At 62.6% G+C, this 26,401-nt stretch carries 24 protein-coding genes; 15 read left to right on the top strand and 9 right to left on the bottom strand.

Features of this window, described 5'->3' with window-relative positions:
* The first annotated feature begins 10 nt into the window (after nt 1-10).
* The 9 genes from ACR0NB_RS12730 (at nt 11) to ACR0NB_RS12690 (ending at nt 8,904) form a co-directional block, all read left to right on the top strand.
* Nucleotides 11-832 (top strand): ABC transporter ATP-binding protein, encoded by an 822-nt coding sequence (locus ACR0NB_RS12730; RefSeq protein ID WP_170364002.1) that lies wholly within the window; start codon nt 11-13, stop codon nt 830-832.
* A gap of 29 nt (nt 833-861) precedes the next feature.
* Nucleotides 862-1,848 carry a branched-chain amino acid ABC transporter permease gene (locus ACR0NB_RS12725; RefSeq protein ID WP_170340766.1) on the top strand — a complete coding sequence of 329 codons (987 nt, stop codon included), beginning with the start codon at nt 862-864 and terminating at the stop codon, nt 1,846-1,848.
* Nucleotides 1,849-1,851: 3 nt separating this feature from the next.
* A complete protein-coding gene (locus ACR0NB_RS12720; RefSeq protein WP_170340767.1) occupies nt 1,852-2,109 on the top strand; it encodes a hypothetical protein in 258 nt (85 codons plus the stop codon).
* A gap of 3 nt (nt 2,110-2,112) precedes the next feature.
* On the top strand, nt 2,113-3,189 hold the full coding sequence (locus ACR0NB_RS12715) for a branched-chain amino acid ABC transporter permease (RefSeq protein ID WP_005979938.1): 1,077 nt from the start codon (nt 2,113-2,115) through the stop codon (nt 3,187-3,189).
* A gap of 71 nt (nt 3,190-3,260) precedes the next feature.
* The gene (locus tag ACR0NB_RS12710) at nt 3,261-4,544 is read left to right on the top strand and encodes an ABC transporter substrate-binding protein (protein WP_170391347.1); all 1,284 of its coding nucleotides are present in this window, start codon (nt 3,261-3,263) and stop codon (nt 4,542-4,544) included.
* A gap of 83 nt (nt 4,545-4,627) precedes the next feature.
* Nucleotides 4,628-5,461: an ABC transporter ATP-binding protein gene (locus ACR0NB_RS12705; protein ID WP_170342738.1), complete on the top strand. Its 834-nt coding sequence runs from the start codon at nt 4,628-4,630 to the stop codon at nt 5,459-5,461.
* 19 nt (nt 5,462-5,480) lie between these two features.
* Nucleotides 5,481-6,698 carry a phenylacetate--CoA ligase family protein gene (locus ACR0NB_RS12700; protein WP_480775866.1) on the top strand — a complete coding sequence of 406 codons (1,218 nt, stop codon included), beginning with the start codon at nt 5,481-5,483 and terminating at the stop codon, nt 6,696-6,698.
* Nucleotides 6,699-6,812: 114 nt separating this feature from the next.
* Nucleotides 6,813-8,480 carry an ABC transporter permease gene (locus ACR0NB_RS12695; protein WP_480775865.1) on the top strand — a complete coding sequence of 556 codons (1,668 nt, stop codon included), beginning with the start codon at nt 6,813-6,815 and terminating at the stop codon, nt 8,478-8,480.
* Nucleotides 8,481-8,553: 73 nt separating this feature from the next.
* The gene (locus ACR0NB_RS12690) at nt 8,554-8,904 is read left to right on the top strand and encodes a DUF2794 domain-containing protein (RefSeq protein WP_093963950.1); all 351 of its coding nucleotides are present in this window, start codon (nt 8,554-8,556) and stop codon (nt 8,902-8,904) included.
* Here the strand turns inward: ACR0NB_RS12690 and ACR0NB_RS12685 are convergent.
* From ACR0NB_RS12685 to ACR0NB_RS12675, 3 genes are all read right to left on the bottom strand, one after another.
* On the bottom strand, nt 8,901-9,638 hold the full coding sequence (locus tag ACR0NB_RS12685; protein WP_480775864.1) for a C40 family peptidase: 738 nt from the start codon (nt 9,636-9,638) through the stop codon (nt 8,901-8,903). The genes ACR0NB_RS12690 and ACR0NB_RS12685 overlap by 4 nt on opposite strands.
* Entirely contained in the window at nt 9,635-11,017 is a 1,383-nt protein-coding gene (locus tag ACR0NB_RS12680; RefSeq protein ID WP_480775863.1) for a leucyl aminopeptidase family protein, read from the bottom strand. Before ACR0NB_RS12680 ends, ACR0NB_RS12685 begins: the two co-directional genes overlap by 4 nt.
* A 61-nt stretch (nt 11,018-11,078) precedes the next feature.
* Complete coding sequence (locus tag ACR0NB_RS12675; protein ID WP_170340773.1) at nt 11,079-11,468, bottom strand: hypothetical protein; 390 nt, start codon at nt 11,466-11,468, stop codon at nt 11,079-11,081.
* 142 nt (nt 11,469-11,610) lie between these two features.
* Between ACR0NB_RS12675 and ACR0NB_RS12670 the strand changes: the two genes are divergently transcribed.
* The 5 genes from ACR0NB_RS12670 (at nt 11,611) to ACR0NB_RS12650 (ending at nt 17,942) form a co-directional block, all read left to right on the top strand.
* Entirely contained in the window at nt 11,611-12,261 is a 651-nt protein-coding gene (locus ACR0NB_RS12670) for a carbonic anhydrase (RefSeq protein WP_093963954.1), read from the top strand.
* A 61-nt stretch (nt 12,262-12,322) separates the two neighbouring features.
* Nucleotides 12,323-13,300, top strand: coding sequence for a sodium-dependent bicarbonate transport family permease (locus tag ACR0NB_RS12665; RefSeq protein ID WP_170340783.1), 978 nt, complete (start codon nt 12,323-12,325; stop codon nt 13,298-13,300).
* Between the two features lie 4 nt (nt 13,301-13,304).
* On the top strand, nt 13,305-13,616 hold the full coding sequence (locus tag ACR0NB_RS12660; protein WP_093963956.1) for a P-II family nitrogen regulator: 312 nt from the start codon (nt 13,305-13,307) through the stop codon (nt 13,614-13,616).
* Nucleotides 13,617-13,814: 198 nt separating this feature from the next.
* Complete coding sequence (locus ACR0NB_RS12655) at nt 13,815-15,860, top strand: acyltransferase family protein (RefSeq protein ID WP_480775862.1); 2,046 nt, start codon at nt 13,815-13,817, stop codon at nt 15,858-15,860.
* 162 nt (nt 15,861-16,022) lie between these two features.
* Entirely contained in the window at nt 16,023-17,942 is a 1,920-nt protein-coding gene (locus tag ACR0NB_RS12650; protein ID WP_480775861.1) for a DUF3604 domain-containing protein, read from the top strand.
* 52 nt (nt 17,943-17,994) lie between these two features.
* Here ACR0NB_RS12650 and ACR0NB_RS12645 read toward each other — a convergent pair whose 3' ends face one another.
* The 4 genes from ACR0NB_RS12645 to ACR0NB_RS12630 form a co-directional block, all read right to left on the bottom strand.
* Complete coding sequence (locus ACR0NB_RS12645) at nt 17,995-18,417, bottom strand: hypothetical protein (protein ID WP_170600849.1); 423 nt, start codon at nt 18,415-18,417, stop codon at nt 17,995-17,997.
* 487 nt (nt 18,418-18,904) lie between these two features.
* A complete protein-coding gene (locus tag ACR0NB_RS12640; RefSeq protein ID WP_480775860.1) occupies nt 18,905-19,927 on the bottom strand; it encodes an aspartate-semialdehyde dehydrogenase in 1,023 nt (340 codons plus the stop codon).
* A gap of 103 nt (nt 19,928-20,030) precedes the next feature.
* On the bottom strand, nt 20,031-21,062 hold the full coding sequence (locus tag ACR0NB_RS12635; protein ID WP_170582313.1) for a glycosyltransferase family 4 protein: 1,032 nt from the start codon (nt 21,060-21,062) through the stop codon (nt 20,031-20,033).
* A gap of 20 nt (nt 21,063-21,082) precedes the next feature.
* The gene (locus tag ACR0NB_RS12630; protein ID WP_170341450.1) at nt 21,083-22,255 is read right to left on the bottom strand and encodes an MFS transporter; all 1,173 of its coding nucleotides are present in this window, start codon (nt 22,253-22,255) and stop codon (nt 21,083-21,085) included.
* A 136-nt stretch (nt 22,256-22,391) separates the two neighbouring features.
* On the opposite strand from ACR0NB_RS12630, the gene ACR0NB_RS12625 reads away from it, so the two are divergent.
* Nucleotides 22,392-23,534, top strand: coding sequence for a DUF3095 domain-containing protein (locus ACR0NB_RS12625; RefSeq protein WP_480775859.1), 1,143 nt, complete (start codon nt 22,392-22,394; stop codon nt 23,532-23,534).
* A gap of 7 nt (nt 23,535-23,541) precedes the next feature.
* On the opposite strand, the gene ACR0NB_RS12620 is transcribed toward ACR0NB_RS12625, so the two are convergent.
* Entirely contained in the window at nt 23,542-24,309 is a 768-nt protein-coding gene (locus ACR0NB_RS12620; RefSeq protein WP_480775858.1) for an HpcH/HpaI aldolase family protein, read from the bottom strand.
* Nucleotides 24,309-25,742 (bottom strand): pyridoxal phosphate-dependent decarboxylase family protein, encoded by a 1,434-nt coding sequence (locus ACR0NB_RS12615; protein ID WP_480775857.1) that lies wholly within the window; start codon nt 25,740-25,742, stop codon nt 24,309-24,311. The genes ACR0NB_RS12620 and ACR0NB_RS12615 overlap by 1 nt, the downstream gene beginning before the upstream one ends.
* Nucleotides 25,743-26,401 lie beyond the last annotated feature (659 nt).

The raw sequence follows: 26,401 nt of genomic DNA, 5'->3' as shown, positions 1-26,401 counted from the left end.
GGAGTAGACGATGCTGGATGCATCCGACGACGGATATGTCACCGAGGATGGCCGCAAGATCGGCGGCGTGGTGATGGAGATGAAGAACATCACCCTGCGCTTCGGCGGCGTGGTGGCGATCAAGGACATCTCGTTCGACATTCGCCAGGGCGAGATCCGCGCGATCATCGGTCCGAACGGCGCGGGCAAGTCCTCGATGCTGAACGTGATTTCCGGTTTCTACATTCCGCAGGAGGGCGAGGTCTGGTTCCATGGGGCGAAACGCCCGCAGATGAAACCCTATGAGGTGGCCCGCCAGGGCATCGCGCGGACCTTTCAGAACATCGCCCTGTTTGAAGGCATGAGCGTTCTGGACAACGTGATGACCGGCCGCCTGAACTTCATGAGGACAAACATTCTGCAGCAGGCGATCTGGCGCGGCAAGGCCGAGGCGGAAGAGGTGGAAAACCGCGAGGCGGTGGAAAAGATCATCGACTTTCTGGAAATCCAGCACATCCGCAAGACGCCGGTAGCGCGCCTGCCCTATGGCCTGAAGAAGCGCGTCGAACTGGCCCGCGCGCTGGCCGCCGAACCCAAGCTGCTGCTGCTGGACGAGCCGATGGCGGGCATGAACGTCGAAGAAAAAGAGGACATGAGCCGGTTTATCCTGGACGTGAACGACGAGTTCGGCACGACCATCGCCCTGATCGAGCATGACATGGGCGTGGTGATGGACCTGAGCGACCGCGTGGTCGTGATGGATTACGGCAAGAAGATCGGGGACGGCACGCCCGACGAGGTGCGCAACAACCAGGAAGTCATCGACGCCTATCTGGGGGTCAGCCATGACTGAGCACCGCACAGAATTGAGGGGAGGCGCAGATGCCTGATCAGTTGATTTTCGCGATGGAGGTCTTTCTGAACGGCCTCATGGCCGGGGTGCTGTATGCGCTGGTCGCGCTGGGCTTTGTGCTGATCTACAAGGCGTCGGGGATCTTCAATTATGCCCAGGGGGTTATGGCCCTGTTTGCGGCGATGACGCTGGTGGGGATCATGAACGGGCAAGTTCCGTTCTCCCATCTGATCAACGCGATCTTCGGCACGCATATTCACTACTTCGGCTGGAACGTGCCGGCGCTGCTGGCCATTCTGCTGACGATGGGCGTGATGGTCCTGCTTGCCTGGGCGGTGCAGCGCTTTGTCATGCGCCACCTTGTGGGGCAGGAGCCAATCATCTTGTTCATGGCCACCATCGGTCTGGCCTACTTCCTGGAAGGCGTGGCCGACCTGATGTGGGGGTCCGAGATCAAGACGCTGGATGTGGGTCTGCCGCAGGGCATCAACCTGTGGATCGACGAGACCACCTACAACATCTTCGGCTACGGCTTCTTCATCGACAATCTGGACATCGTGGCGACGGTCATCGCGGCGCTTCTGGTGGCGGCACTGGTCGCGTTCAGCCAGTACACCAAGCAGGGCCGCGCCATGCGGGCCGTGGCCGACGACCACCAGGCCGCGCTGTCGGTGGGGATCTCGCTGAACTTCATCTGGATCATGGTCTGGTCGGTGGCGGGGTTCGTGGCGCTGGTCGCTGGCATCATGTGGGGCACCAAGTCGGGCGTGCAGTTCTCGCTGTCGCTGATCGCGCTCAAGGCGTTGCCGGTGTTGATGCTGGGCGGCTTCACCTCGATCCCCGGCGCCATCGTCGGCGGGCTGATCATCGGCGTGGGCGAGAAGCTGTTCGAGTTCGCCGTGGGCCCGCTGGTGGGCGGCGCGACCGAGAACTGGTTTGCTTATGTGCTGGCGCTGATCTTCCTTGTGTTCCGGCCGCAGGGCCTGTTCGGCGAGAAGATCATCGAGAGGGTGTAGGCCATGACCAAGCTGATCGCCATCATCAACGTGATCGCATGGGCGGGGTTCTGGGCCTTTGGGTACATCGCCCTGACCTCGAACGATCTGACCGCCAATCAGCTGACCGTGGCCGCGCTTTTGGCCTTTGCCGGGCTGGTGATGGGTGTTCTGGCCTACATGAAACTGGTGCGCGCCTCAGAGGCGAGCGGATATGCCAAACGGTCCAACCAACTGGACGCCGAAGCCCGCAACCGGGCGCAGGAACAATGGGGAAAGTAAGACATGTTCTATCGTGAGGCCGGAGACTTCAAGACCTCCTACAGGGACGACAACCAGACTTTCCCGATCAAGTTCGACCGGTATCGGTACTACGTGGTGCTGGCGGTGGCGTTCGGGATCATCCCGTTCATCATCAACGACTACTGGGCCAACGCGCTGCTGCTGCCCTTCCTGATCTATGCGATCGCGGCGATCGGGCTGAACATTCTTGTGGGCTATTGCGGGCAGGTTTCCTTGGGCACCGGCGGGTTCATGGCCGTGGGCGCCTATGCCTGCTACAAGCTGATGACCGCCTTTCCCGACGTGTCGATGTTCATCCATGTGATCCTGGCCGGCGGCATCACCGCCATCGTAGGCGTGCTGTTCGGCCTGCCCAGCCTGCGGATCAAGGGGTTCTACCTCGCGGTGGCGACGCTGGCGGCGCAGTTCTTCCTGGTGTGGCTGTTCAACCGGGTGCCGTGGTTCTACAACTATTCGGCCTCGGGGCAGATCAACGCGCCGGAACGTGACGTGTTCGGCATCATCATCACCGGCCCCAACGCGCCGGCCTGGGCGACCTATCTGTTCTGCCTGATCTTCCTGACCGCCTGCGCGATCATCGCCCGCAACCTGACCCGCGGCACCACCGGGCGCACCTGGATGGCGATCCGCGACATGGATATCGCCGCCGAAATCATCGGTGTGAACCCGTTGCGCGCCAAGCTCAGCGCCTTTGCCGTCAGCTCGTTCTTCGTGGGCGTGTCGGGCGCGCTGTTCTTCGCCATCTACCTGGGCGCGGTCGAGGTGGGCGAGGCCTTCGGCATCCAGAAATCCTTCCTGGTGCTGTTCATGGTCATCATCGGCGGGCTGGGCTCGATCTTCGGATCCTTTGCCGGCGCGGCCTTCCTGGTCCTGCTGCCGGTGGTGCTCAAGGTCGTGGGCGCGGACATGCTGGGCTGGCCCACCGACATCGTCGCGCATCTGCAGCTGGTGATCGTGGGCGGGCTGATCATTCTGTTCCTGATCCTCGAACCGCACGGTCTGGCGCAGCTGTGGCGCGTCGCCAAGGAGAAACTGAGACTCTGGCCTTTCCCGCACTAGGGACCGGCCCAATCAAGAAAGGGGCGCAAAGCCCGAACCAACATCGGACAAACCAAGGGAGGAGACACCCGATGAACAAGAAACTGGCAACCATGGCGCTGGGTGCGCTGATGGCCGCAGGTCCGGCAATGGCCGACCTCGTGTTCCCGTCACTCAGCTACCGCACCGGGCCTTACGCCGCGGGCGGCATCCCCTTCGCGGATGGCTACGCGGACTATTTCACTCTGCTCAACGAGCGGGACGGCGGCATCGGTGGTGTTCCGGCCAAGGTCATCGAGTGCGAAACCGGTTACAATACCGAGAAGGGTGTCGAATGCTATGAATCGACCAAAGGCGAAGGTGCGCTGGTGTATCAGCCGCTGTCGACCGGTATCACCTATCAGCTGATCCCGAAAACCACCGCTGACGACATCCCGATGCACACGATGGGATATGGCCGTACCTCAGCCAAGAACGGCAAGGTGTTCAGCCACACGTTCAACTACCCCGCCAACTACTGGGACGGTGCCTCGGGTGCGGTCAACTATCTGCTCGAGGAAAACGGCGGTGATCTGAGCGGCAAGAAGATCGCGCTGGTCTATCACAACTCGGCCTATGGCAAGGAGCCGATCCGCACGCTGGAAGAGCTGTCCAAGAAGCACGGCTTCGAGCTGGTGGCCCTGCCGGTTGATCACCCTGGCCAGGAGCAGAAATCGCAGTGGCTGCAGATCCGCCGCGATCGTCCCGATTATGTCCTGATGTGGGGCTGGGGCGTGATGAACCAGGTGGCCATCCAGGAAGCTGCGAACATCCGGTTCCCGATGGAAAACTTCATCGGCATCTGGTGGTCGGGCGCTGAACATGACGTGATGCCCGCCGGTGCGGCTGCGAATGGCTACAAGGCGCTGACCTTCCACAACGTCGGCTCGGACTATCCGCTGTATGACGACCTGCAGAAATACGTCATCGATGCGGGCAAGGCCGCCGGTGCCGGTGATCAGGTCGGTACGGTCCTGTACAACCGCGGTCTCTATGCTGCGATGCTGGCCGCCGAAGCCGCCAAAAAGGCACAAGAAATCTCGGGCAAGGCTGACATCACCTCGGGCGACATGCGCGACGGTATGGAAGCACTTGAGATGACCGAAGCGAAGATGGCCGAACTGGGCCTGCCGAACTTTGGTCCGACCTTCTCGGTCAGCTGTGAAAACCACGGCGGGGATGCCCTTGTGGGCGTGACCCAGTGGGATGCAGACAGCAAGACCTGGACTCTGATCTCAGAGTTCAAGGCTACCGATACGGACGTGATCGGCCCGCTGATCGAGGAAGACTCGAGCGCATACGCGGCTGAGAACAACATCGAACAGGGCTGCAACTAAGCGGCACGAACACCGGGGCGGCGGCTGACCGCCGTCCCGAACCGGACAAGCCCCGAACGGGGCAGGCATGAGGACACGCGCTGATGCTGGATGCGGCACAAACCACTGACGTGCAGGCGGAAACCCTGCTTGAGGTCAACAATATCGAGGTGATCTACAACCACGTGATCCTCGTGCTGAAAGGCGTCAGCCTGACCGTGCCCAAGGGCGGGATCACCGCGCTGCTGGGCGGCAACGGGGCCGGCAAGACGACGACGCTCAAGGCGGTGTCGAACCTGCTGCATTCCGAACGCGGCGAGGTCACCAAGGGCTCGATCAAGTATCGCGGCCAGAACGTGCACGAGAGCGATCCGGCCGATCTGGTGCAGAAGGGCGTCATCCAGGTGATGGAGGGCCGCCACTGTTTCGAACATCTGACCGTCGAGGAAAACCTGCTGACCGGGGCCTATACCCGCAAGGACGGCAAGGCCGCCATCCAGCAGGATCTCGAACTGGTCTACAACTATTTCCCCCGCTTGAAAGAGCGGCGTCGGTCACAGGCGGGCTATACCTCGGGCGGGGAACAGCAGATGGTCGCCATGGGCCGCGCGCTGATGAGCCGCCCCGAGACGATCCTGCTGGACGAGCCCTCGATGGGCCTTGCGCCGCAGCTGGTCGAGGAGATCTTCACCATCGTGAAGGACCTGAACGAACAGGAAGGCGTGTCCTTCCTGCTGGCCGAGCAGAACACCAACGTGGCGCTGCGCTTTGCCCATTACGGATATATCCTGGAATCGGGGCGCGTGGTGATGGACGGCCCTGCCGCCGAACTACGCGAGAACCCGGACGTCAAGGAGTTCTACCTCGGCATGTCCGACGAAGGCCGCAAGAGCTTCCGCGACGTGCGGTCCTATCGTCGCCGCAAGAGGTGGCTGTGAGCGGATGGAGGATCTGGCGATGACATACTACGACGCTCTGGAAACCCGTTCGGCCGATCAGCGCGCCGCCGAGCAATCGACCGGTCTGCGCGAACAGCTGGCGCGGGCGAAATCCGCGCCCGGGTTCGCGGCCCATTTCGCCGATGTCGATCTGGATGCGGTCCAGACCATCGCCGATCTGCCCAGGCTGCCGGTTCTGCGCAAGTCCGACCTGACCAAGGCGCAGGGTCAGCACCCGCCCTTTGGTGGCTTTACCGTCAAACCTGCGCATGGCTTTGCCCATGTGTTCCAGTCGCCCGGCCCGATCTATGAACCCGGCGGGGTCGATCACGACTGGTGGCGCATGGGCCGGTTCCTGCATGCGGCGGGCGTGGGCGGGGGCGATATCGTGCAGAACTGTTTTGGCTATCACCTGACACCCGCGGGCATGATCTTTGAAAACGGCGCGCGTGCCGTGGGCGCCGCCGTGCTGCCCGCGGGCACCGGCCAGACCGAACTTCAGGTCACCGCCGCGCGCGACGTGGGCTGCACCGCCTATGCCGGCACGCCCGATTACCTGAAGGTGATCCTGGACAAGGCCGACGAGATGGGCGTCGCTCTGAATTTCTCGAAGGCTGTCGTGGGCGGCGGGGCACTGTTCCCCAGCCTGCGCCAGGCCTATGCCGATCGCGGAATTTCCTGCCTGCAATGCTATGCCACGGCCGATCTGGGTAACATCGCCTATGAAAGCGCCGCGATGGAGGGCATGATCATCGACGAGCATGTCATCGTCGAAATCGTGACCCCCGGCACCGGAACACCGGTGGCGGAAGGCGAGGTCGGCGAGGTCGTGGTGACCTCCCTCAACCCCGACTATCCGCTGATCCGCTTTGCCACCGGTGATCTGTCGGCGGTGCTGCCCGGGCAGTCGCCCTGTGGCCGCACCAACCTCCGCATCAAGGGCTGGATGGGGCGCGCCGATCAGACCACCAAGATCAAGGGCATGTTCGTGCGCCCCGAACAGGTGGCCGCGCTGGTCGCCAAGCATGACGAGATCGTCAAGGCCCGCGTCATCGCTGCCCGGCAGGGCGAGATGGACACGATGACCGTGCAGATCGAAAGCCCCGGCGGCGATGACGGCACCTATGCCAAGTCGGTGGTCGAGGTTCTCAAGCTGAAGGGCACCGTTCAGGTGGTGCCACCCGGCACGCTGCCCAAGGACGGGCTGGTGATCGAGGATCAGCGCGTCTACGACTGATCCGGCCCGGGGTTCTGCGGCCAAATGCGCCGCAGAATCCTGTGCCTGCCCACTGGCGTTTCCGAGTTTTTTGGTCGATTAAAGGGGAACCGCAACCTTTGCCGACCCGAGGCCATGGCCCAGATCGAATTCTCAGAACATGGATCGCGCAACCGTGGGGCCTTGGGCACCCGGTTCGTCGGGGCCTTGGCCTATCTGGTTGCAGCAGCCTGCCTGTTGCCGATGGTCGCCGTGGTGCTGGCGGCCGTCACCGGCGGCACTGACACGATCCGGCATCTGCTGGACACGGTCCTGCCCGGCTATGCGGCCACCACGCTGATCCTGGTCTCATTGGTTTCGGTGGGAACATTCGCCATCGGGGTCGGGGCCGCGTGGCTGGTCACCATGACCCGTTTTCCCGGCGTACGCCTGTTCGAGGTGGCATTGGTGCTGCCGCTGGCCTTTCCGGCCTATGTGCTGGCCTATGCCTATACCTTCATCCTCGATCATCCCGGCATCGTTCAGGCCACGCTGCGCCAGGTGACCGGCTGGGGCCCGCGCGACTATTGGTTCCCCGAGATCCGCTCGACCGAGGGCGCGGCGGTGATGCTGATCCTGGTGCTGTACCCCTATGTCTATCTGTTGGCGCGCGCGGCCTTTCTGCAGCAAAGTGCCACCGCTTTTCTGGCGGCGCGGGCGCTGGGCAGCAGCCCGTGGTCGGCCTTTTGGCGGGTATCGCTGCCGATGGCGCGGCCCGCGATTGCCGGTGGCGTGCTGCTGGCGGTGATGGAGACCATCGCTGATTTCGGTACGGTCGCCTATTTCGGGGTTCAGACCTTTGCCACCGGCATCTACACCAGCTGGTTTTCGATGGCCGACCGCGCGGCGGCGGCGCAGCTGGCGCTGTGCCTTCTGGCCTTTGCGCTGGTGATGGCCGTGACCGAGCGCACCCAGCGCGGCAAGGCCAAATACTACCAACCCGGCAAACGCCACGCGGCATTGCCCGCTGCACAGCTGAGCGGCTGGCAGGCTGTGGCGGCATGGGTTTTATGCGCCATTCCGGTTTTGTTCGGCTTTCTACTTCCGGTGATCGTGCTGACTCAGATGGGATTGGAGTCCGAGCAGAACCTGCTTTCGGCCCGCTATCTCGGGTTCATTCGGAACTCTCTGACTCTGGCAGGAACGGCGGCGGTGATCACCGTCTGCGCGGCGGTCTGCGTCGGGTTCTTCCAACGGCTGAGACCCGGGCGCGGTTCGGCCATGGCGGCTTATGCGGCGCGGTTGGGCTATGCCGTGCCAGGCGGCGTGATCGCGGTGGGGCTGATCGTGCCTTTTGCCGGGTTCGACAATGCGCTGGACGCCTGGATGCGGCAGACCTTCGGCGTGTCGACCGGGTTGCTGGTCACCGGCTCGATCTGGTTGTTGGTGGCGGCCTACATGGTGCGCTTCCTCGCGGCCGCGCTCAGCGCTTATGAAAGCGGTCAGAGCACCGTTCATGCAAATATGGATGCCGCTGCCCGCTCGCTGGGGCAGACGCCATTGGGCACGTTGCGTCGGGTGCATCTGCCGATCCTCACGCCCTCGCTGCTGACGGCGCTGCTGATCGTATTCGTGGACGTGATGAAGGAACTGCCGGCCACGCTGATCATGCGGCCCTTCAACTTTGACACGCTGGCGGTTCAGGCCTACCGGCTGGCCTCGGACGAACGGTTGGAGGGCGCTGCCGTTCCGTCGCTGGTGATCTTGGCCGTGGGCCTGCTGCCGGTGATCCTGATCTGCCGCCAGGTCGGGCGCCGGCACTGACGGGCGGTTCAAAAATACCACACCATGTCGTGACAGGCTTGATCTGATCGCATTTTCCGGCAAGGCTGAAGTCATGAACATGCAGCCTCCCAGCCGGAACCCTGCAAGCCCGGTCCAGATGCCGGTGGCCTTCAACCGGCAAGAGATGTCACAGATTCTTTCCGTCTATGGACGGATGGTCGCCGCCGGAGAATGGCGTGACTACGGAATATCAAATCTGCGCGACGTTGCCATATTCTCGATCTTCCGACGTACGGCCGAGCACCCGATCTATCGTGTTGAAAAACACCCCCGGCTGCGTTCAAAGCAGGGGATGTATTCGGTGGTGGGCATGGACGGGCGCATCCTGAAACGCGGGCACGACCTGCGCGCCGTCCTGCGGGTGCTGGAGCGCAAGCTGATCCGCTCGGTCGACCCGGATTAGAGCCGCTTTTGCGCCGTGACCGGCCCGTCACCCTGGGTCTCGATCCGGGCAATGGCCTGGTCCATCGGTTCAAAGACCACCGCCATGTGATGGGCATTGGCATGCAGCAGCATGTTGTCGCCGGACACCCAGGCCACATGGCCTTTCCAGAACAACAGATCGCCACGCTGCGCCAGGGTGCCTTCGGGCAGTGCGGTGCCAAGCTCCCGCTCCTGGTCGCCGCTGTCGCCAGGGCAGGCAACGCCGCAGGCCAGCAGCCCGGCCTGAATCAGGCCTGAACAATCCAGCCCCCACCGGCTGTTTCCACCCCAAAGATAGGGTGTGCCCAGAAACAGCTCGGCCACCGCGACCGGGTCGTTCAGCAGGGTTCCGACCGGTTTGACATGCACTGCGGGGATGAACCCAAGCTCGGTCTCGACAAAGCGGTCCTGCTGCGACAGCACCACGATCCTGCTGCCAAAGCTCAGGCTGACCCGGTCCGGGCTTTTGATGTCGGGTTCCGAATAGGCATGGGTCGCCGGGGCCCAGATCCAATGCGTGGCCGGGGCGTCGGGGCCCAACTGGTCCGCGCGCAGCCAGCCTTGATACCCATCCTTGTCGGAATCCACCCGGCACCAGCCGCCGGACTGTTCGGTGACGTCCAGGCCGTCGCCATACAGCAGCTGCCGGTCGCGCGGGCCCTTGGGGTTGCGCAGCAGGTCCACGACGGGGCGGATGACGCGCGCGCGGTTCACAGGCCCAACATCCCGGGCAGGGCGGTCAGCAGGGCGCGCGGCCCTTGTCCCAACCCGCCTTTGCTGCGGCCGGGCTCTTTGGCCTTTTGCCATGAATAGATGTCGAAATGCATGTACCGGCTGTTTTCCACGAACCGCCGCAGGAACAACGCTGCGGTGATCGACCCGGCAAACCCGCCCGCCGGCGCGTTGTCGAGATCGGCGATCCCCGGCTCGATCAACGTCTCATAGGGCGTGTGGAACGGCATCCGCCAGACCGGGTCAGCCGCCTGAACGGCGGCCTGCGACAAGGCCTGCGCGGCGGCATCGTCATCGGTATAGAACGGGGCCAGATCCGCCCCCACCGCCACCCGCGCCGCGCCGGTCAGCGTCGCCATCGAGATCACCAGATCCGGCGCGCCCTCATCCGCCAGCGCCAGCGCGTCGGCCAGAACCAGCCGCCCCTCGGCATCGGTGTTGTTGATCTCGACCGTCAAGCCCTTGCGTGAGGTCAGGATGTCGCCGGGCCGGAACGCGTTGCCCGCCACCGCGTTTTCCACAGCCGGAATCAGCACCCGCAACTGCAGCGGCAGATCCAGCGCCATGATCATGCGCGCCAGTCCCAGCACGTTCGCCGCGCCGCCCATGTCCTTTTTCATCAACCCCATCGAGGCACCGGGCTTCAGGTTCAACCCGCCGGTGTCAAAGCAGACGCCCTTGCCGACCAAGGTCAGCTTCGGACCGCTTGTGCCCCAGGTCATCTCAATCAGGCGCGGAGCCTGTTCAGCGGCCCGACCCACCGCGTGGATCATGGGAAAGTTCTGTTCCAGCAAGCTGTCGCCAATGGTGACGGCACAACGAGCCCCGTACTCCTGCGCCAGCGTTTCAACGGCGTCTTGCAGGGCCTGAGGTCCCATGTCGGCCGTCGGAGTGTTGACCAGGTCACGGGTGAGAGCTTCGGCATTGGCCATGATCTCAATCTGCGGAGCATTCACACCGTCCGGCGCGACCAATCGGGCCTTTGCGCCGGACTGTTCGGCATATCGGTCGAAACTGTACCCGGTCAGCAACCAGCCCAAGGCTTCGATTTCGGCTCTGTCTGTCGGCAAACCGGATGCAATCCGGTAAGTGCCTTCGGGCAGAACCTCGGCGGCGGCGGCAAGCGGAAAGCGTACCCGAGCGCGCCGGGTGTCGGTTCCATAGCCTGCCAGCGCGAATTGCGGCGCGCCCGTCGGTCCGGGAACCAGCAGAACCTGCCCGATTGCGCCGGTGAATCCGTTCGCGGCTACCCAAGCCCGTGTCTCATCGGGCTGAGACTTCAGCCATGGCTCGAGCCCGTCCTGCGCAAGAACATGCAGATCAATGGCAGGGGCATCGGAAGGTGCAAAAGACAGGGACATGGGCGCCTCGGACTGTTCTGGTGACGCCTACACTAGCCGCCTGTTGTTCGCCCGCAACCCGTCATATCGAAAGATCCTGTTGATCCCATACAGCGGTCAGCGACCGCTCGCCCACCCGGATCAGTCGGCTGAGCGTAGCTCCGGTCGCCACCGCATCGCCGGCATCTACCGTCCGGGCCACGTCGCCGGCGACCCGGGCCAACGCCGTCATGCCGACCTGTTCGGATATTGCGACCAGAGACTTGGCGCATTTGCGCAGCCCCGCCCAGTCGCGTTGACGCCAGAGCCGTTCACAATTCGACAGGCGTACTGCCAGTTCCTCGACCGTTCGGCATAGAACGTCGACCGCGTTCGTGTCACCCAATTGCCGATACAGTCCGTTCAGCCGGTCCGGATCCAGACGCACGGACTCCTTCTGTTCAAGCGTGACGATCTTGTCCACCTCATTCACCCCAATCTTTCTGCCCCCACGGCATCTGCGAACCTGTCACAAAAGACCTTTGCAATTCCTTTCGGCCAATCGGGATAATGTCTCGAATTTTGCTCGAACTTGCGTTAGATCGGCGGTCGAACTGCAAATTTGGGAAAACGCGATGCACCACGCCAAACCTCTGCCGAGCTATCTGGTCAAACGGTACCACGGTTGGAAAGCCACGTCCTATTCCGAGAACCAGGCCTGGTACCGCCGGCTGGCGACCGAGGGTCAGCGTCCGCGGGCGATGGTGATTTCCTGCTGTGACAGCCGGGTCCATGTCACCTCGATTTTCGGGGCCGACCAGGGCGAGTTTTTTATCCACCGCAATATTGCCAACCTAGTGCCGCCCTACGAACCGGACGGCGAGCGCCACGGCACCAGTGCAACCATCGAATATGCAGTGACGGCATTGAAAGTGGCGCATCTGATCGTACTGGGACATTCGCAATGCGGCGGGGTGCAGGGCTGTATCGACATGTGCAAGGGCGAAGCGCCGCAACTGGAAGCCAAAGAGAGCTTTGTCGGACGCTGGATGGACATCCTCAAGCCGAAATTCGATCTGGTCTCCGATGTCGAGGACCCCGCCGAACAGGCGCGCCAGTTCGAGCGTCAGGCGGTTGTCGCGTCGCTCGAAAACCTGATGACCTTCCCGTTCGTGGCCGAGGCCGTACAGAACGGCTCGATATCGCTGCACGGCTTGTGGACCGACATCGGCGAAGGCGGTCTGGAGTATTATGATCCGTCAGGAAAAAAATTCCTGCCGGTTTAGTCTTTAAATCGGAAAAACGCACCCTAATTGAACGTTAGTTCAATTAGGGTGCGGTGACTGTATGGAAAACCTGTTGTCTCTGGCGGCCGACAATCTGGTCTCGCCGATCATTCTCAGTTTTGTGCTTGGTCTGTCAGCGGCATTGGCCCGATCGGACCTTACAATTCCCGAGGCCATCGCCAAGGCGATGTCGATCTATCTGCTGTTTGCGATCGGCTTCAAGGGTGGTGTCAGTGTTGCCGCACACGGGATCGACGCCACGCTTGGCTTGTCCCTCATTGCAGGTGTCATTCTGTCCGCATTGCTGCCCCTGGTGGCGTTTGGCCTGTTGCGTGTGCTGACCAACCTGGACCATGTCAACGCCGGCGCGGTCGCAGCGCATTACGGCTCAATCTCGATCGTCACATTCGTGGCCGGTACGTCGGTTCTGGAAAGTCAGGGCCTGATGTACGAGGGCTATATGGTGGCCGTTGCGGCGGCGATGGAAGCGCCGGCGATCCTGTCCGCTCTGTGGCTGATCTCCCGCGGCGGCGGAGCCCGCCGGATGGACTCGGATCTCTGGCGCGAGATTGCCCTCAATGGTTCGATCGTTCTGCTGGTCGGGTCGTTTGCAATCGGCTGGATCACGGGCGAGGACGGTCTGGCCGAGATCAGCAGCTTCGTGGTCGCACCGTTCAAGGGGGTTCTGTGCCTGTTCCTGCTGGACATGGGTATCGTTGCCGGGCGCGGATTGCGTGCCGGGCGCGGGCTGATCACGATGGGTCTGCTTGGCTTTGGCGTGCTGATGCCCCTGATCGGGGCCGGTGCCGGGTTGGTGGCCGCGCTCCTGTTGGGTCTGTCCACCGGTGGAGCGGTGTTGCTGATGGTGTTGGGCGCCTCCGCCTCGTACATCGCGGTTCCGGCGGCGATGCGCGTGGCCGTGCCCGAGGCGAACCCGTCCATCTATCTGACCCTGTCTTTGGGCGTCACGTTCCCATTCAACCTGGCGCTGGGCCTGCCGATCTACGTCTCGGTCGCCCGGGCCGTTACCGGAGGATAAAGCGATGCAGACACATGATGCCAAACGGGTCGAGATCACCATCGAAGCCATCGTGAAGTCCCGTCTGACGGATGCTCTGGTCGATCAAGGTGTGACCGGGTTCACGATCCTGCCGGTGCTCGGCGGATCGGGACGATCGGGTGAATGGAGCCGTTCTGGCCAGGTCAGCCGCGCCAGCGGGATGGTCCAGGTCATCTGCATCATTCGCCCCGATCGCTTGGACGGGCTGCTGAGCGCGATCCTTCCCGTACTTGATCGCCATATCGGGGTTGTAAGCGTCACCGATTGCCAGGTTCTGCGGGCCGAGCGTTTCTGACCCGGAGATCTTGGGATCGGATGCGCGCCTAACTACCGGATTCATGGCGTGGACCCATGCACGATGTGCGGAGCGAACAGGCAAACCCCTGTTCGCAAAACCACACATTTTCCTTCAGAGCGGGCTGACTGACAAACATCGTTGATGGCACCCCGGACGGGCGCTAGCATTTCAGCCAGCATCTTGAGGTTGGCCGTATTGAGCATCGCCTACAGAAGGGAAATTGACGGCCTTCGGGCAATTGCCGTGTTGCCAGTGGTCTTCTACCACGCCGGATTGTCATGGCTGTCCGGTGGGTTTCTGGGTGTTGATGTCTTCTTCGTCATCAGCGGCTACTTGATCACGTCGCTTCTGATCGGGGATATTCAACGCGGACGGTTGTCCATCGTTGATTTCTACGAAAGGCGAGCCAGGCGGATTCTTCCGGCCCTTTTTGTGGTTCTGGCCGTGACGACCTGCCTGGCGTGGATCTGGATGCTGCCGGCCGATCTCAGGGTCTATTCGCGAAGCCTGTCATCCGTCGCGGTATTCCTGTCGAACGTCTTCTTCTTCCGGAACAAGGACTATTTCGCGGATGAATTCGACATGCATCCGCTCCTCCACACCTGGAGCCTTGCGGTGGAAGAACAGTTCTACCTGCTGTTTCCGCTACTGCTGCTGTTTCTGTTTCGAAGAGGGACCCGGACCTGCATCATTGGCCTAACGGTGTTGCTTTTGGCTAGTCTGTTGCTGGCGCAGTGGACATCGGAAAACGAACCGAGGGCAGGGTTCTACCTCATCTATACCCGCGCGTGGGAGCTTTTGGCCGGCGCGATATGCGCCTTCGTTCCGCGGCAGGACAAGGGGCGTTTCTCGACTGTGCTGCCCCTGCTGGGCATGGCCGGGCTGCTGGTGTCTTACGTGATGTTCGACCGGTACATGCCGCACCCGTCAATCCTTACGGCCGTGCCCGTTCTGGGAACCGTTCTGGTCATCCTTTTCGCCAGCCAACGGGACCCGGTGGGGGCGCTGTTGTCGTCTCGGATCATGGTCTGGATCGGCCTGATCAGCTACAGCCTTTATCTGTGGCACTACCCGTTGTTGGTCTTTGCCAAGATCCGGAGTGTTCCGGCCCCAACGCCGCTGACCATCGCCAGCCTTGTTGTGCTGGCCTTTGTGCTCTCCGCCTTGACATGGCGCTTCGTCGAGCAACCCTTTCGCCGTCGCAGGGAAGGTCTGTTCAGCCGCCGGGGGATCTTCATCGGAAGCGCCGCGATATCGGCTTTGGTGTTCTCGGTCGGGGTGTTGATCTTCGCAACCGATGGCGCGCCCGATCGCAAGGCGCTGCGCGATCTCGATCTGCCAAGGCTGACCGAAAGCCTGGCTCCGAACCGCGGTTTGAGCAATGAATGCAACGGTCGGATGCCGGTGCCGGACAGCTGTGCGACTTCCGAGTCTCCCAAGGTTGCGGTTTGGGGGGACAGTTTCGCCATGCATCTGGTGGTCGGCCTGACCGCGGCCTATCCCGAGCTTGGGGTCGTCCAGCTGACCAAGTCGCTCTGCGCGCCGATCGCCGGTATCGCCTTTGCCGATCGCGGCCGGACCGGAGAATCCCCGCAAGCCTGTCTGGATTTCAGCGACCAGGTGCTGGATTATGTCACTTCGACCGACAGCATTGACTATGTCATCGTCTCATCGCCGTTCTACTACCTGTTCGAGCCCGGCGGACTCGCCGCCGTTGACGGTGCAATGGACCCCGAAGGCCCGCAGAGCACGGTTCTGCGGAACCTGGAAAAAACGCTCGAACGGCTTGTGTCTGCCGGTAAAACCCCGATCGTTGTGTCTCCGCCCCCCTCGAATGGCCAAAACCTGGGCTATTGCGCGGTGAATGCAGAACTCCGAGGCGCTGACCCGGATCTGTGCGACTATTCGTTCGCGGACATACAGCCGGAGCTTCTTGAGGTTGCCGAGATGCTGCACCAGCTCGAGGGCCGCCACAAGGTCGTCTGGCTGGATCGGATTCTCTGCGATTCCGACGGCATGTGCCGCGCCAGCGACGGCACGACGGCATACTATCGGGATGGTCGCCATCTCTCGAAAGAAGGTTCGCGCGAACTTGGGTGCCGCACCGGTGGATGGTTCCTGTTCGGGGACGAACCTGACGGGCCAGCCGACACTGGCGCTGTGGGTCCTGCTAATGACCGTCCCTGCAGCCAACTTCAACAGAACGCCGACCTGGCCCAGAGAGACTCGAACGGAGAGTGATTCCTCAGCCCTGCATTGGTCTGCCGCCTGCGCGCTGAACCATTGCAGCGCGAGGTCCGGGTTGTGTCGATAGTAAATTTTATTCGAATATCCAAATCCGTGATAGGCTGCCGTCATTTCCGGAACCAACCGAATGGAAATGACACACCTGGGAGGGATTTTATGACCAAGTCTTTCGCAATCGTTTCACAACGTCCCTTGTGGACATTGGCCTGTCTGGCCGCGCTGACCGCCACATCCGTGTCCGCGCAGGAATTCCAGACCGAGCAGGACAGCACGGACGTCGTATTGGCGCCTGATGATTTCTCTCCCTATGCGGGGCGGAACTTTCCCCAACGGCCGCTGTGGGGAGACTCGCATCTGCATACTTCGGTTTCGGTTGATGCCGGCACGATGACCCGGCTGACCCAGGAACAGGCGTTTCGCTTTGCCCGCGGCGAAGAGGTCACGACAACCCACGGCCTTCGGGCCAAGCTGTCCCGTCCGCTCGATTGGCTGGTCGTCTCGGACCATGCCGAGATGTATGGGCTGATGCCGCAGCTGCTGGCCGGAGACGCCGAGGTTCTGGCGACACCTCAGGGCAAGGCCTGGTACGAGGCGCTGACGGCGGGTGACAGCCAGCTTGCGTTTGACACGGCAATGGAGATCGTCGCCTCGTTGTCGGATGACGTCCCGCCCATCGACAACCCGAAGGCCATCAAGCATGCGTGGGAGGCGTACACGGCCCTTGCGGACAGCTTCAACGAGCCGGGAGTCTTTTCAGCCATCATCGGTTATGAATACACAACCGAGGGCGCCAACAACCTGCACCGGAACGTGCTGTTCCGCGATGGGCGCGACCGGGCCAACCAGACCCGCCCGTTCTCGCAATACGACAGCAAGAACCCCGAGGACCTGTGGGCCTTTCTGGCCGAATATGAGGAAAGGACAGGCGGCGAGGTCCTCGCCATCGCGCACAACGGCAACCTGTCGAACGGGCGGATGTTCTCTCTGAACGCCTACGATGGATCCGCACTGACCCAGGAGATCGCAAGCCTGCGCGCCCGGTTCGAGCCGCTGTACGAACCGACGCAGATCAAGGGCGACGGTGAGGCGCATCCGTTCCTCAGCCCCGATGACGAGTTCGCAGATTTCGACACATGGGACGCGGCCAATCTGAACGGAACCGAGTTGAAGCAACCCGAGATGCTGGCCGGTGAATACGCGCGCGAGGCTTTGAAGCGCGGGCTCAAGATCGAACAGGAGCTGGGTGTTAACCCGTTCAAGTTCGGGATGGTCGGCGCGACGGATTCGCATACCGGTATGGCAACGGCGCAGGAAGACAACTTTTTCGGCAAACATTCCGGGGTCGAGCCCGGGCCGAACCGTTGGGAACACCTAGTAATCGAAGCACCCGACCCAGAGCTGTCGATCTATGGCTGGAAACAGGCCGCTGGTGGACTGGGTGCGGTCTGGGCGACGGAAAACACCCGCGAGGCGATCTTTGACGCGATGCAGCGCAGGGAGACCTACGCGACCACGGGGTCGCGTATGGGGGTTCGGTTTTTCGGCGGTTATGACTTCACCGATGAGGATGCCGCAAGCCGTGTTCCTGCGGACGCCGGCTATAAAAAAGGCGTACCGATGGGGGGCAACCTGCAGGCGTCTCCCGATGGGCTGGCTCCGAACTTCCTTGTTTTTGCATTGAAGGACCCGATTTCCGGCAACCTGGATCGCATCCAGATCGTCAAGGGCTGGGTCGATGCTGACGGGGCCTTGCAGGAGAAAGTCTACAACGTCGTCTGGGCCGGCGATCGCCAGCTGGACGAGAACGGCAAACTGCCCGAAGTCGGCAACACCGTCGATGTCGAAAACGCCACTTGGACCAACACGATCGGGGCAAGTGAGTTGATCACCACGTGGCAGGATCCGGATTTCGACCCCAACCTGTCTGCGTTCTACTACGCCCGTGTGATCGAGATCCCGACCCCCCGCTGGACCGCCTACGAGGCCCAACGGTTCGGGATCGAGATGCCGGACTATGTTCCGATGATCACGACCGAACGGGCCTATACGTCGCCGATCTGGTATACCCCCGGATAAACGGTCGTTCCGTTGAACGAAGCCCCGCCTCGCGCAGGCGGGGCGGTCTTGTTCATTCGGCTGGGTTGGGGTTGCCGGCCACCGGCCTGCGGTTGTCCGCGTCTATCGCTCCGAAACCGTGACGCAGCAGGATGAACACGAACAGGACCATGGTCAGAACAGCCAGAAGCGATCCGATCTGGGCAAGGGTTTCGCCCCTTTCTGTAATTGCCAGCACGATCCCGGGAACGAGCACCAGCACCGTTGCCACGGACAGCCCATAGTGGAGTTTCGCCAGACCGCTGCGCGCCGCCTCGGGGGTCAGAGCGTAGTAGAATCCGAACACTGCCAGCGCAACGAACCCGATCAGGTTCAGGTGGCCATGTGCCGGGGACAGCGTGTGATCATGGCTGGCGGACATCTGGATTCCCCACAACATGCCCAAAACGGCAAATATGGCTGCGGTGGTCAGAAAAATGATGGGCAATCTGGTCATAACGGTCTCCTTTGAATACTCGATGAGCCGCACGGGGCGTTGAAAACTGGGTTTGCCAAAAATAGGTGTGTTCTGACGCGGGCATCCGAACCACGCTGCCCAACCCGGCCCGAACCGTCTGGCAGTGCGGCGTCGAGCACTAAAGGTCAGAAAAACATCGGCCTAGTCAGCGGTTCCAGAGCACGTGGGATCGCGCGGTGTCGAACCCCGGTTCCTGCGACAGGTCAGGTTCTGTTTGGTCAATCATGGCTCGTTTCCCCTCGGCTGAGATTGAAACGAAGGCGCCTTCAATGGGCGGAAAAATACCAGCAGCTGTGAAATATGAAAAATTGATTATGTGAATAATAGCTATTCACCTGGCGAATTTGCTATTGCTTGCGCAGAACCTGCGGTGATGCCTGGCGCGCCTTCCTTCTCGCATTGCAAAAAATGAAAAAACCCCGCAGCCCATGCCGCGGGGTTTTAAGACTTCAGTCTGGTCCGGCTATCAGCCCTTCTTCATGACCTCGCGGCCCAGCAGCTCGGCGATTTGCACTGCATTCAGGGCCGCGCCCTTGCGCAGGTTGTCCGAGACACACCACAGGTTCAGGCCGTTTTCCACGGTTGAGTCCTGACGGATCCGGCTGATGAAGGTGGCGAAATCGCCGACGCATTCAACCGGCGTGACATAGCCACCGGCCTCGCGCTTGTCGATCACCATCACGCCTGGCGCTTCGCGCAGGATGTCACGGGCCTCGTCCTCGTCCAGGAATTCCTCGAACTCGATGTTCACCGATTCCGAATGCCCGACAAAAACCGGCACCCGCACACAGGTCGCGGTGACCTTGATCGACGGGTCGACGATCTTCTTGGTCTCGACGACCATCTTCCACTCTTCCTTGGTCGACCCGTCTTCCATGAAGACGTCGATATGCGGGATGACGTTGAAGGCGATCTGCTTCTGGAACTTCTTCGGCGCAACCTCGTTGATCGGGTTGTAGACGGCCTTGGTCTGGTCCCAAAGCTCATCCATGCCTTCCTTGCCGGCGCCCGACACCGACTGATAGGTCGAGACCACGACGCGCTTGATCTTGGCGCGGTCATGCAGCGGTTTCAGCGCCACCACCATCTGCGCGGTCGAGCAGTTGGGGTTGGCGATGATGTTTTTGTTCTTGTAGTCGTGGATCGCCTGCGGATTGCACTCGGGCACGATCAGCGGGATCTCGGGGTCGTAGCGATAGAGCGACGAGTTGTCGATCACCACGCAGCCAGCCGCGGCCGCTTTGGGGGCGTAATCCTTGGTCGCGGCGGACCCCACGGCAAACAGAGCCATGTCCCAGCCGGTGAAATCGAAAGTGTCCAGATCCTGGGTCTTGAGTGTCTTGTCGCCAAAGCTGACTTCGGTGCCCAGCGAACGACGGCTTGCCAGAACGGCAATTTCGTCCACGGGGAACTGGCGTTCAGCCAGGATGTTCAGCATTTCGCGGCCCACGTTACCCGTGGCGCCGACGACAACGACGCGATAGCCCATGTCTAGTCTCCTGAATTAAGGACGCGCGTTCATAGCCGCGTTGCAGAAAATAAAAAAGGGCCTTCACGGCGGAATTGACCGAATGACGCAGTTTTGCGGCGACTCAGGCCTTCAGCAGCTGCTGATAGAGCGCAACAAGGGCCTGCGCCTCGCCGTTGATGTCGAAATTCCGTTCCACATGGGCGCGGGCGGCCCGGCCTGCGCGGGCCAGGGAATCACGGTCCGCCAGCATCTCGGCCGCGGCCGCGGCCAGCGCCGGAATGTCGCCCGGAGGCACCACCCGACCCAGCGTCGGGTCGGTCACGATCTCGGAGAATGCGCCCACATCGGTGGCCACCACCGGCACACCGCAGGCCATCGCTTCGAGGGGGGTCAGTCCGAACCCCTCCCAGCGTTGGGGGGCGATGAACAGATCCAGCACCTGGTACCATTGGGCAATCTTGTCCACGGTGACCTCGGGCTTGAACAGGATGCGGTCGGACAGGCCGGCTTGGGCCACCTTGTCCTTCAGTTCGGTCAGGAAAGCGCTGTGTTTCTCGGTCGCGCGGCCCATGACGATGCCATGTACGTCGGGGACCTGCCCGCACAGGTCGATCATCGCATCGACGAAGGCGTCGGTGCCTTTCTGGTGGCGGATGCGGCCATAGCAGCCCAGCAGCAGCCCGTTGGGCAGGCCCATTTGCGTCCGCAGCCCCGCCTTGTCGGCGGGTGGCGTGAAATCCTGCAGGTTGATGCCGTGCATGATCACCTGCGCGTCGCGCTCGAGGTATCCGGCCGTCTTGCGCGAGGTCGCCACCACCGCGTCCATCTTGCCGATCAGCCACTTGGTATAGCCCGTGTGCGCCCGCTGCGAGGCGCTGGTGAACAGCAGTTTCAGCCGCAGCCGCAGCAGGTCGCGCAGGATCAGGCCAAGCAGCATCTCGGTGTTGCGGCGGGCGTGCCAGACCCGCAGCGTCTTGCGCGACAGAAAGGGCAGGCGGCCCAGCGGGATGTGCGGGATGTCCGAAGGCAGACCCGGACCGGTGGCTGCGATGTCGATCCACTGTGCCTGCAACGGCACCAGCCGCGCGATCGTGGCGGTCACGCCGGACAGGCGGCGTTTGAGGTTTGGGGCAATAACAACGGGGTCGTTCACGGCGCGCGCTCCTGCGGGTCTCACTCCATGCTGTCACGGCTGAACAGGTAGATCACGCAGCCGATCGTCAGCGTGACGGCAAAGAAGGCGAATATCGCTGTGTAGGGTGCGGTTGGCCCCATGTCCACCGTCGCCGCATGGATGCGGCCGGTGGCGAATTGCGCCAGCCCCACGCCGCCGATCCCAAACAGGTTCAGCAGGGTCACGCCGCGCCCCACCAGATGCGCCGGGATGAAGGCGCGCCCATGCGCCATGATCACCGGGAAGGATGCCCCCAGAAACCCGATCAGCGCCATCAGTAGAACCGACAGCCAGACGGCCTCGGCGACCCACAGCCCCAGCAGCCCCAGCGCCAGCACCGCCAGCGCGTTGCCGCCGAAGATCACCCATTTTCGGGTGTTCAGCAGCCGGTCCAGCGGCCCATAGGCAAAGGTGCCCGCGATCATCGCGGCGCCCATGACCAGCGTGGCCTGCCCGATCTGGGTGGCGCTCAGCCCGAACACGTCCAGCAGATAGGGGCCGGCCCACAGCCCCCGCAGCGCGGCCGAGGGTGCATAGGCCACCAGCATCAACGGCAAAATCGCCCACAGCGCAGGTTCGCGCAGCAGGTCCAGAACCGACCCTTTCTGCTCTGACACCACCCGCGCGGGGTCTTTGACCGTCACCCAGATGCCCACGGCCACGGCGCCCGAGATCGCGGCCAACCCCGCCAGCGTCGCGCGCCAGCCCATCAGCTCGACCGCCAGCGCCGTAGGGTACGAGGCCACGAGGTTGCCGACCGACCCCACGCCCAGCATCACCGCGGCCAGGGTCGCGAACTTCGCGGGCGGGTATTCGCGGGCAAAGATGAAATACGAGGCCATCAGAACCGGCGAACACCCGACCCCGATCAACGCCATCGCCACCGCCACATGCAGGGGCGTCGCGGCCAGCGCGAACACCGCGGCCCCACCCGCGCCGCCGATCAGTAGCAGAACCGCCGCCGTCTGCCGGGGGCCAACCCGGTCCAGCGCCCAGCCCACCGGGATCTGCATCGCCGCAAATACCAGAAACCACAGACCCGAGGCCCAGGCCAGATCTTCGGGCGTGGCGCCGATGTCTCGCGCCAGATCGGCAGTCAGAACCGCAAGGAACGCGCGGAAGAACTGGCTGAGGACATAGGCCAGACACAAGATCACCAAACCTGCCTGCATGTCGGTCTCCTTGCCGTCCGCCTTGGTGGGATGCTTGGCACGTCCCGATGCCATGCACAAGCGCGTGTGATATGTTGCAGTATCGGGAAACGCCCCCGCACTACGCTATCATTGCGGCAAGCAAACGGGAGGGACAATGAAGACCGCCGATATCGGATTCTACGACCGCGTACCCATTACACGCGACTTTCTTGCGCTGTCGGATCCGGAACAATTCACCCCGGTCCCGGATGACTGGATCGTGGGCGTCGCCGATATCGTGGACTCGACCGGCGAAATCGCGCGTGGTCGCTACAAGACGGTGAACATGGTGGGCGCGGCGGTGATCTCAGGCATGATCAACGCGCTGAGCGGGCGAGTTTTTCCCTATGTATTTGGTGGCGACGGCGCCGGATTTGCCATCCCGAAGGACGATGCCGACATGGCGCGCGACACCTTGGCCGCGCTGCGCAGTTGGGCGGAAACCGAGTTCGGCATCGCGCTGCGTGCGGCTTTAGTTCCTGTGTCCGACCTGCGCGCGGAGGGGCTCGACTTGCGGGTGGCGCGCTATGCGCCGTCCTCGGGGGTGGATTACGCCATGTTCACCGGTGGCGGACTGGCCTGGGCCGAGGCGCAGATGAAGGCTGGCCGGTACGAGGTTCCGCCCGCCGGGTCCGACGCGCAGCCCGACCTGACGGGACTGTCCTGCCGCTGGTCCAACAGCCCTGCGCGGCATGGGCAGATCGTGTCACTTGTCATCCAGCCCACTGCGCAGGCGACAGAACGCGATTTTGCTGATCTGGCGCAATCAGTTCTGTCCGCATCCGAGGCTCTGGAGCGCGCGGGCCATCCCGTGCCGGCCGGCGGCCCTCCGATCAAGTGGCCACCTCCGGGTCTTGCACTGGATGCCCATGTCTCGCGCGCTGGGCGCAATCTGGCCGTGCGCAAGGCCGCGCTGCTTGTGCAGAACCTGCTGATTTGGCTGCTGTTCAAATCAGGCAAGCAACTGGGCGAGTTTGAGCCGGGCCACTACAAGAACATGGTCAGCCGAAATGCGGATTTCCGCAAGTTTGATGACGGGTTGAAGATGACGCTGGATTGTGACGACGAGACCCTGTCGCGCATCGCCCGGACCCTTGAGGATGCGCGCGGACGCGGCAAAATCAGATATGGCATCCATTCCCAGCAAGAGGCGATGATGACCTGCTTCGTGCCCGCCGCCACGCGCGACGATCACGTACATTTCGTCGATGGTGCATCGGGCGGCTATGCGCAGGCCGCCGCCGAAATGCAGGGATGAGCCGCTCTCAGGGACGCCATTTCGCGGCCAGCCCGCGGGCGGCCTGAGCCAGCAGCATGACGTCGATACCGACCGCCAGGAACTGCGCGCCCATGTCCCGATACGCTTGAACCGCTTCATCATTGGTGCCCAGAATACCCGGCGCCTTGCCTGCTGCCCGGATCCGTTTCAAAGCATCCGCGATGGCGGTGCGGACCTCTGGCACCGTGCTGTCGCCTTTGTAACCCATGTCGGTGGACAGATCGGCCGGGCCGATGAAAACGCCGTCCACGCCCTCGACCTGAAGGATGTCGTCCAGCGCGGCCATGCCCGCGAGGTTTTCCACCTGAACCAGCAAACAGATCTCGGGGTCGGCCGTGGCCACGTGATCGGGGATCGTGCCGTACATTGTCGCCCGTGTTGCGGCGGCCCCGACGCCCCGCACACCTTTGGGCGGATACTGGCAGGCCCGAACCAGCTCGCGCGCCTGTTCCGCGCTTTCGACCATCGGCACCAGAATGGTCTGGGCGCCGGCGTCCAGCACGGTCTTGATCATCCAGGTCTCGCCGATGGGCAGCCGCACCACCGCGTGCGAAGGGCTGTTGGCCAGCGCAATCAGCTGATCGCGGATCGAACGGATGTCATTCGGCGCATGTTCGCCATCGATCACCAGCCAGTCAAAGCCCGCGGTTCCCATGATTTCCGCGGTGATGGCTTCGGCAAAGCTCATCCAGCAGCCGATCTGCATTTCGCCCTTTATCAGAGCCTGTTTGAAAGGGTTTTTGGGGGCGGGCATCAGCGGTCCTCCTGCGGGGGTGTGGGCAAGGTGCGGGCGATTTCGGTGATCACGTCAAAGGCCATCCGGACATCCTCCTCGGTGGTTTCGAACTGGCCAGCCTGAAAGCGGATGACGATGTCGCCTTCGACTCGGGTCTGGGTCAGATAGATGCGCCCGTCATCGTTGATGGCGTTCACCAGCCGCAGATTCAGGTCGTCCAGATCCGCGGCGCCGGGTGGCTCATATCGGAAGGTCCACAGGGACCACATGGGCGGGGTGGCGATCCGGAAATCCGGCTCGGCCGCCAGCCGGTCATGCAGGTCGCGCGACCAGTTGACGTGGTTGCGCAGCCGCGCGCGCAGCCCCTCTAGCCCATAGGCGCGGATCACGAACCACAGTTTCAGCGCCCGGAACCGGCGGCCCAGCGGCACCGACCATTCCGAGTAGTTGATGATCCCGTCCTTGCCGTGGGTTTTGAGGAATTCGGGGCTGATCGCCAGCGTCTGTACCAGATCGTCGGGGTCTTTCAGGAAATGCGCGCAGCAGTCGAACTGAACCCCCAGCCATTTGTGCGGGTTGAAAACGATGCTGTCGGCCTGGCCGATCCCCGGCCAATAGTGGCGGTATTCGGGGCAGATCATCGCCGACCCGGCCCAGGCTGCATCCACATGCGTGTACAGCCCATATTTCTGCGCGACTTTCAGACACTCATCCACCGGATCGGTCGCGCCGGTCCCGGTACCGCCGACGCACATGATCACCCCTGCGGGGTGAAGTCCGGCGTCCAGATCGGCCCGGATCGCGGCCTCAAGTGCGGCGGGGTCCATCCCGCGCCAGTCACCCTTGATCGGGACGCGCACCAGGTTGTCCTGCCCGATCCCGGCCACCCAGATGGCGCGGTCGATTGATGTGTGCACCTCGGACGAGCAATAGACGCGCAAGGGTGTCTGCCCAAACAGGCCCTGACGGTTGCCCTGCCAGTTCAGCGCCTTTTCCCGCATGGTCAGAACGGCGGCCAGCGTGGCCGATGAGGCTGAATCCTGGATCACCCCTGCAAAGCCTTCTGGCAGGTCCAGCGCCTGCCGCAGCCAGTCCATCATCCGGGTTTCCATCTCGGTCGCCGCGGGCGAGGTCTGCCACAGCATGCATTGCGGCGCGATCGCGCTGGCCAGAAACTCGGCCAGCACCGACGGCGCCGAGGCGTTCGAGTTGAAATAGGCGAAGAAGCGCGGGTGCTGCCAATGGGTGATGCCGGGCATCACGATCCGCTCGAAGTCTTGAAAAATCCCTTCTATCGGTTCGCCATGCTCCGGCGCCTTCGCGGGAAGCGCGTTCAGCACCTCGCCGGGCTCGGTCCGGGCGCGCACCGGGTGCTGGCCGACGGTTTGGTGATAATGCTGCGTCCACTCGGAAATGCGTTTGCCCCATTCCGAGAATTCATCCCATCTCATCTGCCTTGCCTTCCGCCTTCGCATCTTTCGCGGGCAAGTGATGGCGATGCAGGCGGGCAGGTCAATCAAATTCCGGACGACGATGGCGCTGTGAGGTGGGACCGTGGCGGCCGTTCGATCCAAACTCAGGCTCTAATAAAGAAAATCGCACCGGCTGTGCGGATCGGAGAACCCCGCCGGAGAAACTAGGGGTCGACTCCGGCGGGGTGGCCAGACGGTGTCTGAAGTTATTTGCCTGGCCCGGGGCCGAAGAATCCCTGTGTTGAAGGGTTCCGGCCCTGAATCGGAGAATGTGAGGCGCCCAAATTGCACCCCGACAGCGCAGCCCAAGCACCCAGGGGGATGAGGCCAGAGCGGCGGTTCTCCGAAACCGTAATATTTCCTTGGTATTCGCGACGGTCGCACGCTGATGCACCACGCTTGATTGGCTGGGCGCGCCGACCGTCTGAAAGAAAATCTAGCGCGCCTGACCGCGAAACCAAGCCGCAATAGGGGAACGCGGCCCGCGGGCCTGTTGTGCTGCCTTCGAATATCTGCCCGATATGTCCGTTCATGATGCGCGGCCTGTGCGGTTTTTCAAACAGGGCGGTCCCAAGTTTCCCTAAAATAAAGACGGATAGTCTGCGCGGATGAAACTGGCTTGCGCCCAGATCCGCGGC

Source organism: Ruegeria sp. CG3 (genome assembly GCF_056537205.1).
This window is presented reverse-complemented; position numbering and strand designations above follow the sequence as displayed.

Coding starts and splice junctions, on each gene's coding strand:
- ACR0NB_RS12730 (WP_170364002.1), top strand. CDS start 11: ATGCTGGATGCATCCGACGACGGATATGTCACCGAGGATGGCCGCAAG.
- ACR0NB_RS12725 (WP_170340766.1), top strand. CDS start 862: ATGCCTGATCAGTTGATTTTCGCGATGGAGGTCTTTCTGAACGGCCTC.
- ACR0NB_RS12720 (WP_170340767.1), top strand. CDS start 1,852: ATGACCAAGCTGATCGCCATCATCAACGTGATCGCATGGGCGGGGTTC.
- ACR0NB_RS12715 (WP_005979938.1), top strand. CDS start 2,113: ATGTTCTATCGTGAGGCCGGAGACTTCAAGACCTCCTACAGGGACGAC.
- ACR0NB_RS12710 (WP_170391347.1), top strand. CDS start 3,261: ATGAACAAGAAACTGGCAACCATGGCGCTGGGTGCGCTGATGGCCGCA.
- ACR0NB_RS12705 (WP_170342738.1), top strand. CDS start 4,628: ATGCTGGATGCGGCACAAACCACTGACGTGCAGGCGGAAACCCTGCTT.
- ACR0NB_RS12700 (WP_480775866.1), top strand. CDS start 5,481: ATGACATACTACGACGCTCTGGAAACCCGTTCGGCCGATCAGCGCGCC.
- ACR0NB_RS12695 (WP_480775865.1), top strand. CDS start 6,813: ATGGCCCAGATCGAATTCTCAGAACATGGATCGCGCAACCGTGGGGCC.
- ACR0NB_RS12690 (WP_093963950.1), top strand. CDS start 8,554: ATGAACATGCAGCCTCCCAGCCGGAACCCTGCAAGCCCGGTCCAGATG.
- ACR0NB_RS12680 (WP_480775863.1), bottom strand. CDS start 11,017: ATGTCCCTGTCTTTTGCACCTTCCGATGCCCCTGCCATTGATCTGCAT.
- ACR0NB_RS12670 (WP_093963954.1), top strand. CDS start 11,611: ATGCACCACGCCAAACCTCTGCCGAGCTATCTGGTCAAACGGTACCAC.
- ACR0NB_RS12665 (WP_170340783.1), top strand. CDS start 12,323: ATGGAAAACCTGTTGTCTCTGGCGGCCGACAATCTGGTCTCGCCGATC.
- ACR0NB_RS12660 (WP_093963956.1), top strand. CDS start 13,305: ATGCAGACACATGATGCCAAACGGGTCGAGATCACCATCGAAGCCATC.
- ACR0NB_RS12650 (WP_480775861.1), top strand. CDS start 16,023: ATGACCAAGTCTTTCGCAATCGTTTCACAACGTCCCTTGTGGACATTG.
- ACR0NB_RS12645 (WP_170600849.1), bottom strand. CDS start 18,417: ATGACCAGATTGCCCATCATTTTTCTGACCACCGCAGCCATATTTGCC.
- ACR0NB_RS12640 (WP_480775860.1), bottom strand. CDS start 19,927: ATGGGCTATCGCGTCGTTGTCGTCGGCGCCACGGGTAACGTGGGCCGC.
- ACR0NB_RS12630 (WP_170341450.1), bottom strand. CDS start 22,255: ATGCAGGCAGGTTTGGTGATCTTGTGTCTGGCCTATGTCCTCAGCCAG.
- ACR0NB_RS12625 (WP_480775859.1), top strand. CDS start 22,392: ATGAAGACCGCCGATATCGGATTCTACGACCGCGTACCCATTACACGC.
- ACR0NB_RS12620 (WP_480775858.1), bottom strand. CDS start 24,309: ATGCCCGCCCCCAAAAACCCTTTCAAACAGGCTCTGATAAAGGGCGAA.
- ACR0NB_RS12615 (WP_480775857.1), bottom strand. CDS start 25,742: ATGAGATGGGATGAATTCTCGGAATGGGGCAAACGCATTTCCGAGTGG.